Origin of the sequence: Pseudomonas halotolerans (assembly GCF_039581215.1) — a bacterium.
Taxonomy (GTDB): Bacteria; Pseudomonadota; Gammaproteobacteria; order Pseudomonadales; family Pseudomonadaceae; genus Aquipseudomonas; species Aquipseudomonas tehranensis.
Genome location: NZ_JBCNTJ010000009.1, coordinates 65921 through 78363 on the forward strand (window position 1 = coordinate 65921; position 12443 = coordinate 78363).

The window sequence follows — 12443 nt, forward strand, 5'->3', positions numbered from 1 at the left end:
AGGGTGATGGGCAGGTTTTTGGATCCATTGAGCCACCCATCGGCTACGCCACACCGGCAAATTGCCGCCCCCCCAAGCGGTAGGCTAAGCTCACGAATATTGGGGGCTTTGAGGGTTTCGCTCATGCTTTGCCCCCCTCAGGAATTCGCTTGCCTATCCCCCATTTCGATCCGTTCCATGTTCCGGGCGGTGCCCTCAAGCGCCTGCCGTTGCTCAAGGCAGCGGTGGCGTTTATCGCAGCGGTCTGCCTGTGTCTGTGTGGCTTGCTTTATTTGCAGCTGGAGCAGTCTCGTCGCTATGACCTGGAGTCGGCACGCGTCGCCTCGGCCAACCTTACCCGGGCCATGGCCCAGCAGGCCCAGGACACGTTCCAGCAGACGGACCTGGTCCTGACCTCCCTCGCGGACTGGATAGAAAGCGATGGTTTCGGTCCGGCGCTGCAACCACGCCTGCAGAAAACCTTCGCCCGGCGCGTGCAGTCACTGGAGCAATTGCATGGCCTGTTTCTGTTCGACAAGCACGGTCAGTGGGTCATTACGTCCTTTGAAGAACTGCACCGAGGGCCGGGGGTAGCAGATCGGGACTACTTTACTTTCCACCAGCAGAACACCGCGCTCATCGCCCATGTCGGGCCGGCTATCCGCAGTCGACAAAATGGCGAGTGGATCATCCCGGTGTCACGGCGCCTGAATGATCGGGACGGCAATTTCCAAGGCGTATTGCTGGCCGGGATCAAGATGTCGTACTTCGATCAATTCTTCGAAAGCTTCAGCCTCGATGACAAGGATGAAATGGTTCTGGCCTTGTCCGACGGGACCTTGCTGGCCCGGCGGCCCTTCGATGAGGCGAAAATCGGTCGATCCCTGGCCCAGGAACCCGTCTTTCAGCATGAGCCGTACAGCGACACCGGCACCGCGACCATCCGTTCCGCCGCCGATGGCGTCCTCAGACTCTATGATCACCAGCATTTGCAAGCCTATCCGCTGGTGGTCACCGCCGCGATGTCCGAACAGGCGATCCTGGCGGGTTGGCACGACAGGGCCTTCAAATCCAGTCTCATCGTGGCATTGGTGGTGTTGGGCATCTGCCTGTTCGGCTGGGTGTTCGTGCGTCAGGTGCGCAACAGCGAAAGGATCGAAGCCGACCTGCGCAAGGCCCAGGAAGCGTTGGAGCTGATTGCCACCCATGACAGCCTGACCGGGCTTGCGAACCGTCGGCTGTTCGAGCGGGCCCTGGACATCGAGTTCGGCCGCGGCGCCCGCCAGCGCAGCCCATTGAGCCTGATCATGCTCGATATCGATTTTTTCAAGCGTTACAACGACACCTATGGACACGTGGCCGGGGATCATTGCCTGGCAGAAATGGCGAAGGTGCTCAAAGGTTGCGTTCATCGCAAGGCTGACCTCGCCGTGCGTTATGGCGGCGAAGAATTCGCTGTGCTGCTGCCCGATACCAACCTGCAAGGGGCCTTGGCCCTGGCCGAGCAGATCCGCCGTAGCGTTATCGAACAACACATCACCCACGCCGGCTCTCCTACCGGCTACCTGACGGTGAGCCTGGGCTGCTACGCGTTTGTGCCCAGCAGTCTGGACAGCATTGAAGTGTTCCTCCAGCGGGCCGACGCGGCGCTTTATCAGGCCAAGCACAGCGGTCGCAATCGGGTGGCGGCGCTATCGATGGGAGACGGGTTTGATGCGCTGGCGCGCTCGGATCGTTGAGATCGTGGAATCATCGGCGGGTTGTCGCGGTCCACTGTTCAGGCACTTGGCCCGCGAAATGGCAATGATGTGCAGGCCCTGTCTTCTAACCCGGGGGCTTGCCAACTGTTCCGGCAGTGGGTGCTGAGGTCGAGGGCGTGAAGGAAGCTGGGCGCTGCCTGTTCTTGCACGTCGAAGCCAGCGTCGAAAGGACAGGAGCAGGTCAATGGATAGCGCTGCCGATACCCCTGCACATACCACGCGTCACACCCCCATCACCCGTCGTCTGGTGGTGGCCGTCGCCGGCCTGTTTGTCCTGGGTGTGCTGGTGGCCGTTGCTGCGCTGTTCAATATCGCCCATGAGCTGGACACGCAGGATGCGCGCAAGACCCATTTCTATACGGAGCGAGCCCTCGAGAACCGTATCACTGCCTCGAAAAACTACATCGCCAGTTATACCTACTGGACCACGGCCTATGAGCACCTCAACGGTGAGGTCGATGTGCGATGGGCCTACACCGAACAGAATATGGGCAAGACGCTCTTCACCAACGATGAATACGAGGGCGTGTTTGTCATTGACCGGGAGCGCACCAAGTACGCGGTGGTACGCGGGCAGAATGTCCAGGGGGATGCGGCGGCTTACATGAACCTGCCCCTGGCCGGTCTGGTGGCGCAGCTTCAGGATCAACCCGATCTGACCGTGTCTGCGGTTCGTTACACGCTGTTCGAAGGCTGGCCCGCCATTGTCACCGCGTCAGTGATTCTTCCCAATGACGAGCGCCCCCAGGTCGAATCCAAGGGGACATCGGTCCTGCTGTTCGTCGACCAGTTGACCCCGGTCAAGCTCCGCAAACTGGGGAAAAGTTACGGGCTGACCGATCTGACGCTCAAGCAAGACACGGCGCTGCAACCCGGGCAGGCAGCCGTGCCACTGGACAGTACCGGTTACAGCCTGGTGTCGCGGCTGGAGCGGCCGGGCCAGCAATTGCTCTGGTCGCTGATACCGCCCCTGGGCGGCGCGTTGTTGATTCTGGCGCTATTGACCGCTTACTTTTTTCGCTATGCAATGCGCACCGCGCGGCATGTGGATGCCAGCTACGACAGCCTGGAAATGTCGACCCAGGCCCTTGAAGCCAGCGAAGAACGTTTTCGGGCCGTGGCCGAGGCCGCTTCCGACTGGATCTGGGAAATTGACGAGCGGCAGCACATCACTTATCTGTCGGGACGTTTCAACACGGTCACCGGGTTCTCCGATCAGCAGTGGCTGGGCCAGGACCTCGAACAGCTGTTGTATTGCGACACGACCCCGATCGCCTTGTGGCTGGGCAAGCTGACGGAAGAACAGAGCGCCAGCAACCTGCGCTGTTCCTACCGCGATCATTCCGGGCAACTGCGCTTCTGTCGAGTGTCGGCGCGGCCGATCTACAACAAGGCGCAGGTGGTGGGTTATCGCGGCACTGCCAGTGACATCACCGACGAAGTGGCCGCTCATGCCCAGGTACAGCATCTGTCGCTGCACGATGCGCTGACGGGCTTGCCGAACCGCAACAAGCTGGCGCGGCATCTGGATGATGCGCTGGCGGCCAAGGAGCATGCGGCGCCGTTGACGCTGCTGATGGTGGACCTGGACAATTTCAAACCGATCAACGATTCACTCGGTCACCCGGCCGGCGACGCGGTGCTGCTGGAAGTAGCCCAGCGTCTGCGCGACAGTACGCGCGAGCAGGACCTGGTGGCGCGGTTGGGGGGCGATGAGTTCGTGGTGGTGCTCAGCGGGATGGAGAACAGCACCGAGATCGATCGGTTCTGTGGGCGACTGATCGAAAGCCTGCAGCAACCGATCCATTACGAAACCCATGCGTTGCACATTGGTGCCAGCATCGGCATTGCCGTCAGCCGTCGCCAGGGTTATGTGCCGGGAGAGTTGATCCGTTGCGCCGATATTGCCTTGTACCAGGCCAAGTCCGAGGGTAAGAAAACCTGGTGCTATTTTGCCTCGCAGATGAACGATCAAATCCAGCATCGACGGCAACTGGAAAGCGACTTGCGTCAGGCCGTGAAGAACAATGAGTTCGTCCTGCATTTCCAGCCGCGCTACAAAGTCGATGGCCGCGAGATCGTGGCCGTCGAGGCGTTGGTTCGCTGGCAGCATCCGACCCAGGGCTTGCTGGGCCCCGACGCGTTCATTCCTTTGGCCGAGCAAACCGAGCTGATTGTCCCGCTGTCGCGTTGGGTGTTGCGCGAGGCCTGTGAAACCGCGTTGACCTGGCCGGGTGAACTGATGGTCTCGGTCAACCTGTCGCCCGCGCAATTCGAGCGCAGCGATGTGGTGCAGGATGTGCGGCAGGTATTGATCGACACCCGTTTCCCGGCGAGTCGCCTGGAGCTTGAGATCACCGAAAACGTGATGCTCAACGATGTGGACGGTGCCCTCCAAGTCATGAATGCCCTGAAGGAGCTGGGCGTGCGCTTGAACATGGATGATTTCGGTACCGGCTATTCGTCACTTGGCTATCTGCGTACCTATCCCTTCGACGGCATCAAGATCGACAAGCGCTTCATTGCGTCCATGAGCAACAGCAGCAACGATCGCGCGGTGGTGCAGGCGATCATCAACCTGGGCAAGGCCATGGGCTTGACCGTTACGGCTGAAGGCGTGGAAACCCTCGCGCAATTGGGCTCGCTGGGTACGGACCAATGTCACGAAGTGCAGGGCTATTTCCTCAGTCGACCGATCGACAAACAGGCGTTTGCTAATTTGCTCGAGAGCGGCCGGCCGTTGCCGAAAACCGGTTCGTGAACGTCCGTTGCAACCACCACGGTGGCTTGTCGGTCACAGCTAGTGTCCTGGTTCTGGAGCTCTGGCCTGATGAAAAAACTGCGCATAGCAACCTTCAATATCAATGGCATTCGGGCCCGACTGCCCAATCTGCTGGAGTGGCTGGAGCGGGAGAAACCCGACATTGTCTGCTTGCAGGAACTCAAGGCCGCGGACAAGGATTTTCCCGCTGCACAGCTGGAATCGGCCGGGTATGGATCGCTCTGGCACGGCCAGGCATCCTGGAATGGCGTTGCGATCCTGGCCCGTGATGCGCAACCGCTGGAGAGCCGCCGTGGTTTGCCCGGCGGCGATGATGACCGCCACAGTCGTTATCTGGAGGCAGCGGTGCATGGTGTACTGGTGGGGTGTCTTTATCTGCCTAACGGCAATCCACAGCCTGGACCGAAATTCGATTACAAGCTGGCCTGGTTCGAACGGCTGATCGCTTATGCCCAGGAGCTGCAGGCCAGTGATCATCCGGTGGTGCTGGCGGGCGATTACAACGTGGTGCCCACCGACATGGACATCTACAACCCGCGTTCCTGGCTCAAGGATGCACTGCTGCAACCTGAAAGCCGCGAGTGCTATCAGCGGCTGCTCGACCAGGGCTGGACCGATTCGTTGCGCCATCTGTACCCGGACGAGCGGGTGTACACCTTCTGGGATTATTTCCGTCAGCACTGGCAGAAGAACGCCGGGCTGCGCATCGATCACCTGCTGCTCAACCCAGCGGCCAGTGCGTACCTGAGCGAGGCGGGCGTGGACGCATGGGTCAGGAATCAACCGCACCCCAGCGACCATGCCCCCACCTGGATCCGGCTCGCTTCGCGAAAACGTCGGTGACGGACGAGATCTCCCGGCCGGTTATTGTCTCGCAAAGGGGAATACCTTATATCTGACCCCCAGCAGCGTGCTTTTTGTAAGCCCTGCACTGGACAGGAAAGGACACCCTCATGAGCCAAACCCGACTGACCGACTCGGGCCGTTATCTGCAACGCCTGGGCTTCGACAAACCGCCAGCCCCGACCCTCGACACCTTGCGTCAGCTTCAACGACGCCATACCGCAGAGTTCCCCTTTGAAACCCTTTCAACGCTGCTGGGCCAACCCGTGCCCATTGACCTCGAATCAGTGGAGCGAAAAGTCTTCGAGCAAGGCCGCGGCGGCTACTGCTATGAGCTCAATCAATTGTTCCTGGCGTTGCTCCTGGAGCTGGGCTTCGAAGCCCGAGGCATCACCGGGCGGGTGGTGATGAATGCCCCCGAAGGTGCCTGGCCGGCCCGCACCCACCGCCTCAGCCTGGTGACGCTTGATGGGGTGCGATACACCACCGATGTCGGCTTCGGTGGCATGGTGCCTACCGCGCCGCTGCTGCTGGACAGTCGTGATACCCAGGCCACTCCCCACGAACCCTATCGTATCGAGACTCACCCAGACGGTTATCTGCTGCGTGCCTGCGTGGCCGGCGAATGGCGGCCGATGTACCTGTTCGATCTGCAGCGCCAGGAAGACATCGACTACATCGTTGGCAATTGGTATGTCAGCAACCACCCCGAGTCGCCGTTCATGGGCCGGTTGATGGTGGCTCGCACCGGTGATGGATTGCGCAAGACCCTCAACGGCAACAGCTATGCCTTGCATCGGATAGGCGAGCAGAGCGAGCGCCGGACAATCACCGACGCCGACGAACTGATCGACTTGCTGGAAAACGAGTTTGGTCTGCGCGTACCGCCCCGTGAGCTTTTACGGCCCGCAGTGGTCGGGCTTCTGTAGCGAAGTCAGGGAGCAGGGGGCGGAAGGAAGCGCGGGAGAGGAGGGGAGTGCGCAATAAGTTGTATACAACTCTATGGACATTTGTCCTAAGTTTTGAATACAGTGTGCGCATAACAAAAAACAGGGAACTCCCGAACCATGAAAACGCCCCATGTTTCACTCCCACGGCCCGAGGACGAAAACCTTGGCGTCGGCGCGAATATGGCTTACGGCCTGCAACATGTGTTGACCATGTACGGTGGCATCGTCGCTGTGCCACTGATCATCGGTCAGGCCGCCGGGTTGTCACCGGCGGACATCGGCCTGTTGATCGCGGCGTCATTGTTTGCGGGAGGGCTGGCAACATTGTTGCAAACCCTTGGCCTGCCATTTTTCGGCTGTCAGTTACCCCTTGTGCAGGGCGTTTCGTTTTCCGGGGTTGCGACCATGGTGGCGATCGTCGGCAGCGGCGGAGAAGGGGGATTCCAGGCCATCCTCGGCGCGGTGATCGCCGCGTCCTTGATCGGCTTGCTGATTACCCCGGTGTTCTCGCGAATCACCCGGTTCTTTCCACCGCTGGTTACCGGCATCGTCATCACCACCATTGGTCTGACCTTGATGCCGGTCGCGGCACGCTGGGCGATGGGGGGCAACAGCCACGCCGCCGATTTCGGCAGCATGGCCAATATCGGTTTGGCCGCCGTCACTCTGGTCCTGGTGTTGCTGCTGAGCAAAATGGGCAGCGCGACGATCTCGCGGCTGTCGATTCTGCTGGCAATGGTCATTGGCACCGTCATTGCCGTATTCCTGGGCATGGCGGACTTCTCATCCGTCAGCCAGGGCCCGATGTTCGGCTTCCCCACCCCCTTCCACTTCGGCATGCCGACTTTTCATGTCGCGGCCATTCTGTCGATGTGCATCGTGATCATGGTGACATTGGTGGAAACGTCCGCCGATATCCTCGCGGTGGGCGAGATCATCGACACCAAAGTCGACTCCAGGCGTCTGGGCAACGGCCTGCGGGCCGATATGCTGTCGAGCATGATCGCGCCGATCTTTGGCTCTTTCACCCAGAGCGCCTTTGCCCAGAATGTCGGGCTGGTGGCGGTGACGGGGATCAAGAGCCGCTTCGTGGTGGCCACCGGTGGGGTATTTCTGGTGGTGCTGGGCCTGCTGCCGTTCATGGGCCGAGTGATCGCGGCGGTGCCGACCTCGGTGCTGGGCGGTGCCGGTATCGTGCTGTTTGGCACCGTGGCGGCGAGCGGCATCCGGACGCTGTCGAAGGTCGACTACCGCAACAACGTCAACCTGATCATCGTCGCCACCTCCATCGGTTTCGGCATGATTCCCATCGCCGCACCGAATTTCTACGATCAGTTCCCGAGCTGGTTCGCGACGATCTTCCATTCGGGCATCAGTTCTTCGGCGATCATGGCCATCGTGCTGAACCTGGCCTTCAATCACTTCACTCAGGGCAACTCGGATCAGCAGTCCGTATTCGCCGCCGGTACCGAGCGGGTGTTGCGCTACCAGGATCTGGCGGCGCTGCGGGAAGGCGACTACTTCAGTGACGGCAAGCTGCACGATTGCGATGGCAACGAGATTCCCGTGGTGGCGGAAGCTGTCCATGCACCGGTAGAGCATGGCCCGGTACGACTGAAAAGCAGTGAGCATGTCTAACCCATGACAGCCGCGGCGAGCGCGCTTGCTCGCTTTCATGTCTCTCAAAAGAAAGGCCTGTGATCCTCGATCACAGGCCTTTCTTTATGCCTCGGAGACGGGTTACCAGCGCCCGTGATGACCACGAGGTGGGCCGTAGTAATAGCCCCGTGGTGGCCCGTAATACACCGGGGCCGGGCGATAGTAGACAGGTCGCTCGATGTAGACCGGCTGTGGCTGGTAGTAGACCGGTGGCGGCTGCTGTACATAAACCGGTTGTGGCTGGACGTAGACCGGTTGCTGCACGTAAACCGGACGATCACGGTTGATGATCGCCGAGCCGACGATGGCCGAACCAACGATTGCACCAAACACGGCGGGCCCCTCCCAACCACCTCGACCATGGGCGGATGCCTGGCCGGTGACCGCGAGTGCCCCCATGAGCAGGGCGATGATGGGAAGTTGACGGTTCATAACGATTCCTCGTTTCGGCCCCGGCGCCTGTGGTCTGCTACAGACCCGGATGAGGGTCGCGGGGATACTTGCTATGACCGCGATTTTTCCAGAATTTGCCGTGCCGTTGGGTAAATATTGTGTAAGGTCTGTAGCGGTTTATTTACTACAAGGAGTCACGCATGCAGATCAATCCTGACAAAGACACCCAGCTTTGCATGTCGCTATCGGGCCGCCCCGGGAATTTCGGCCTGCGCTTTCATAATCACTTGTATGAGCAACTGGGGCTGAACTTCTACTACAAGGCGTTTAGCAGCCAGGACCTGCCCGGTGCCATCGGCGGTATTCGGGCCTTGGGCATCCGTGGATGCGGGGTGTCGATGCCGTTCAAGGAGGCCTGCATTGCCCTGGTCGATGAACTGGATCCCTCGGCTGCTGCAATCCAGTCCATCAACACCATCGTCAACAGTAACGGCCATTTAAAGGCTTACAACACCGACTACATTGCTATTGCCCAATTGTTGAAAACCCATGCTGTGCCCAAGGACTCCACCTTTGCCTTGCGCGGCAGCGGCGGCATGGCCAAGGCGGTGGCCAGCGCTTTGCGCGACGGCGGCTATAAAAACGGTTTGATCGTTGCCCGCAATGAAACCGCCGGGCAAGCCCTGGCCAGCGCGTTGGGCTACGAGTGGCAGGCTGAACTGGGGGAGCGACGGCCGCAGATGCTGATCAATGTCACGCCGATCGGCATGACCGGCGGCCCGGAAGCCGACCAGTTGGCGTTCGAACCCGATGCGATTGCAGGCGCCGAAACCGTGTTCGATGTGGTGGCGATTCCGTCGCAAACACCGCTGATCGTGCGTGCCCAGGCCGAGGGCAAACGGGTCATCACTGGGCTCGAAGTGATTGCGATCCAGGCCCTGGAACAGTTTGTCCTGTACACCGGCGTGCGGCCGAGCGCGGAGCAGTTCGACAAAGCCGTGGCGTTCGCCCGGGCTGTGTAGCGATCTTTGGACTTTGATCTTTCGCGCTCGACTCAATTGTCCGGAACAAGATCGCAGCCTCGTTGCGCTCGACAGCTCCTACAAGGCTATTCCAGTCTGGCCAGACGCTCCTCCAGTGCGGCGATCCGCGCTTCGAGTTCTTCGATGCGCTCCAGTGACACGCCGCTGCCGGCACCACGCTCCACGGGATGCTGGCGGGCGGCGAGGATCGCTTCGATATCCGCCGGGTCGCCCATGGCGTGCATATAGCGGTCTTCCCGCTGGCCGGGCTGGCGCGGTACCAACAGCGCCAAGCCACGGGCGATCAGCCGTTCAAGCTGATGCACCACCTGTTCAGTGTCTTCGAAGTCGTGCATCCGGCCGCTACGGGTCAGCAGTTCATTGACTGTCTGCGGGCCGCGCAAGAACAGCAAACCCATCAGAATCACCTGGGCCGGCACCAGCTCCAGGGCTTTGTCGACCCGATGCTCCCAACGGTCGGCGCGGCTGCCCATCACCAGTTTGGTAAAGCCGCGACCTTCCAGCGCACGCAGGCTCTGGCCGACCTGGCCCGGGTTGAGGTTCATGACCGGCTCACGGCTGGTCTTCTGGTTGCAGGCCAGTACCAGGGCATTGAGCGTCAGCGGGTAGGTCTCAGGGTTGGTAGCCTGCTTTTCGACCAGCGCGCCGAGAATGCGGATTTCCGTGCTGTTGAGCCGCGGTTCTTCGGCCGGGCTTTGTTCTTCGATACTCATCGCGCGTTCCCTCTGCTGTGGAAGCCGCCTAGCCTAATCCTTGCGCAATAAAAGACAAGCTGTGCAATAAGGCGTGGCTATAATCGCACCCGTTTGATTTGTCCTTTCCTGCCACCTGCATGAGATCGCCATGACTATTTCCCTGTACGCCGCTTCCATCCCGGTTTTCAAGCAGATGCTCAACGCCCTGAGTGATGTCCTGAACAAGGCTGAAGCCCACGCCACTGCGAAAAACATCGACCCGAACGCGTTCCTGCAAGCCCGTCTGTACCCGGACATGTTCCCGCTGGTACGCCAGGTGCAGATCGCAGTGGATTTTGCCAAAGGTGTATCCGCGCGCCTGGCGGAACTTGAAGTGCCAAAATATGACGACAGCGAAACCACTTTCGCCGAACTGCAAGCCCTGATCGCTAAGGTATTGGCGTTCATCGACGGTATCAGCCCCGAGCAGATCGATGGCAAGGAAGGCATCGAAATCGTCACCCGTCCGGGCACGCCGAAGGAAAAACGCTTCACCGGGCAGAACTACCTGCTGACCTATGGTCTGCCGCAGTTCTTCTTCCACGTCACCACCACCTATGCACTGCTGCGCCACAATGGCGTGGAAGTGGGCAAGCGCGACTACATGGGCGCGTTCTAAACCCGCGAGTAAGAAAAAGCCCGGGACGGTGTGGGCCGTCCCGGGCTTTTTGGTGTTTGTTTGTTAGATCGGCGGCGGATGTACCACCGCTATCGCGAGCAGGCTCGCTCCCACATGGGCTTTGTGTGTGCCCAAAACCTGTGGGAGCGAGCTTGCTCGCGATGACGTCCGTACAGGCAACACATTTGTTACGCCGTACGCTCGCGCTTTTCTTCCTCACCCAAGCAAGCCGCCGCGGTGAACAGCACATCGGTAGAGGAGTTGAGCGCAGTCTCCGCCGAATCCTGCAGGACACCGATAATGAAGCCCACGGCGACCACCTGCATGGCAATGTCGCTGGGAATGCCGAACAGGCTGCAGGCCAGGGGAATCAGCAACAGCGAACCACCGGCCACTCCGGACGCGCCGCAGGCACAAATGGCCGCGACCACGCTCAGCAGCACGGCTGTCGGCACGTCCACCACGATACCCAGGGTATGCACCGCCGCCAGGGTCAGTACGGTGATGGTAATGGCGGCACCGGCCATGTTGATGGTCGCGCCCAGCGGGATCGATACCGAATAGGTGTCTTCGTGCAGGCCCAGGCGTTTGCTCAGTTCCAGGTTGACCGGGATATTCGCCGCCGAACTGCGGGTGAAGAACGCGGTGATGCCGCTCTCGCGCAGGCAGGTGAAGACCAGTGGGTACGGGTTACGACGCAGCTTCCAGAACACGATGAGCGGATTCATCACCAGCGCCACGAACAGCATGCAGCCAATCAGCACGGTCAACAGGTGAAGGTAGCCCAGCAATGCGCTGAAACCTGAGGTTGCCAGGGTAGAAGCCACCAGGCCGAAGATCCCCAGCGGGGCGAAGCAGATCACCACGCGCACGATCACCGTCACGCCGTTGGACAGGTCCCCGAGCACGGTACGGGTGGTTTCGCCAGCATGGCGAATGGCAATGCCCATGCCGATGGCCCAGGCCAGAATACCGATGAAGTTGGCATTCATCAGGGCGCTGACCGGATTGTCCACCACACTGAGCATCAAACTCTGCAGTACTTCGCTGATGCCGCCGGGGGCGGTGACGGCGACGTCATGGGACACCAGGACAAGGCTGGACGGAAACAGGGTACTGGCAACCACCGCGACCACTGCGGCTGCAAAAGTGCCGAGCAGGTACAGGAAGAGAATGGGCCGGATATGGGTTTCCTGACCGTGCTTGTGGTTGGCGATCGACGCCATGACCAGCACGAACACCAGGATCGGTGCCACGGCCTTGAGCGCTGACACAAAGACCTTGCCGATGAAGGCGGTGGACTTGGCAAGGTCCGGCGCCAGCCACGCCAGGATGATGCCGGCGATCAGACCGATGACGATTTGCGTCACCAGGCCGGTGCGTTTGAGGCGGTGTAGAACGGAAGGGGACAAAGCAGTCATAACGGCATCTCTGATTTTTTTTGTGTGCAACGGTCGACCCCTCAGGGCAACAAGCGGGCAGGCCACATGAGCGGGACCGAAAAGAAAGTACGGCGTTTGCAGGCCGCGGACTTTATCACAGCCGGTTGAAAAATCTGACGGACCTGTGACGATCCGTCGCTTGGGCGTTCACGCGCGTTTGTCTGAGGGGCACATTCTGTTAGGCTTTGGGCCAATCCCCTTTCTACTCTGCCAGCGGCCCTTCTGGGCTGACGCTGGTG

General features: G+C 60.3%; 10 protein-coding genes. 7 read left to right on the plus strand and 3 right to left on the minus strand.

The window, feature by feature from the left end; genetic code table 11:
• Nucleotides 1-149 precede the first annotated feature (149 nt).
• The 5 genes from AAIS01_RS14195 to AAIS01_RS14215 all read left to right on the plus strand — a co-directional run bounded on the left by AAIS01_RS14195 (nucleotide 150) and on the right by AAIS01_RS14215 (nucleotide 7952).
• Entirely contained in the window at nucleotides 150-1718 is a 1569-nt protein-coding gene (locus AAIS01_RS14195; RefSeq protein WP_343469471.1) for a sensor domain-containing diguanylate cyclase, read from the plus strand.
• A 205-nt stretch (nucleotides 1719-1923) separates the two neighbouring features.
• A complete protein-coding gene (locus AAIS01_RS14200) occupies nucleotides 1924-4500 on the plus strand; it encodes a bifunctional diguanylate cyclase/phosphodiesterase (protein WP_343469472.1) in 2577 nt (858 codons plus the stop codon).
• Nucleotides 4501-4569: 69 nt separating this feature from the next.
• On the plus strand, nucleotides 4570-5364 hold the full coding sequence (gene xth, locus AAIS01_RS14205) for an exodeoxyribonuclease III (RefSeq protein ID WP_343469473.1): 795 nt from the start codon (nucleotides 4570-4572) through the stop codon (nucleotides 5362-5364).
• Between the two features lie 110 nt (nucleotides 5365-5474).
• Nucleotides 5475-6293 carry an arylamine N-acetyltransferase family protein gene (locus tag AAIS01_RS14210; protein WP_343469474.1) on the plus strand — a complete coding sequence of 273 codons (819 nt, stop codon included), beginning with the start codon at nucleotides 5475-5477 and terminating at the stop codon, nucleotides 6291-6293.
• Between the two features lie 138 nt (nucleotides 6294-6431).
• Nucleotides 6432-7952: a nucleobase:cation symporter-2 family protein gene (locus AAIS01_RS14215; protein ID WP_343469475.1), complete on the plus strand. Its 1521-nt coding sequence runs from the start codon at nucleotides 6432-6434 to the stop codon at nucleotides 7950-7952.
• A 102-nt stretch (nucleotides 7953-8054) separates the two neighbouring features.
• On the opposite strand, the gene AAIS01_RS14220 is transcribed toward AAIS01_RS14215, so the two are convergent.
• Complete coding sequence (locus tag AAIS01_RS14220) at nucleotides 8055-8405, minus strand: hypothetical protein (protein ID WP_343469476.1); 351 nt, start codon at nucleotides 8403-8405, stop codon at nucleotides 8055-8057.
• Between the two features lie 161 nt (nucleotides 8406-8566).
• Between AAIS01_RS14220 and AAIS01_RS14225 the strand changes: the two genes are divergently transcribed.
• The gene (locus AAIS01_RS14225; RefSeq protein WP_343469477.1) at nucleotides 8567-9388 is read left to right on the plus strand and encodes a shikimate 5-dehydrogenase; all 822 of its coding nucleotides are present in this window, start codon (nucleotides 8567-8569) and stop codon (nucleotides 9386-9388) included.
• 86 nt (nucleotides 9389-9474) lie between these two features.
• On the opposite strand, the gene AAIS01_RS14230 is transcribed toward AAIS01_RS14225, so the two are convergent.
• Entirely contained in the window at nucleotides 9475-10122 is a 648-nt protein-coding gene (locus tag AAIS01_RS14230) for a YceH family protein (RefSeq protein ID WP_047228508.1), read from the minus strand.
• A gap of 130 nt (nucleotides 10123-10252) precedes the next feature.
• Here AAIS01_RS14230 and AAIS01_RS14235 point away from each other — a divergent pair, with 130 nt between their 5' ends.
• Nucleotides 10253-10762 carry a DUF1993 domain-containing protein gene (locus tag AAIS01_RS14235; protein WP_092400556.1) on the plus strand — a complete coding sequence of 170 codons (510 nt, stop codon included), beginning with the start codon at nucleotides 10253-10255 and terminating at the stop codon, nucleotides 10760-10762.
• A gap of 188 nt (nucleotides 10763-10950) precedes the next feature.
• On the opposite strand, the gene sstT is transcribed toward AAIS01_RS14235, so the two are convergent.
• A complete protein-coding gene (gene sstT, locus AAIS01_RS14240; RefSeq protein WP_343469478.1) occupies nucleotides 10951-12183 on the minus strand; it encodes a serine/threonine transporter SstT in 1233 nt (410 codons plus the stop codon).
• Nucleotides 12184-12443: the final 260 nt, after the last annotated feature.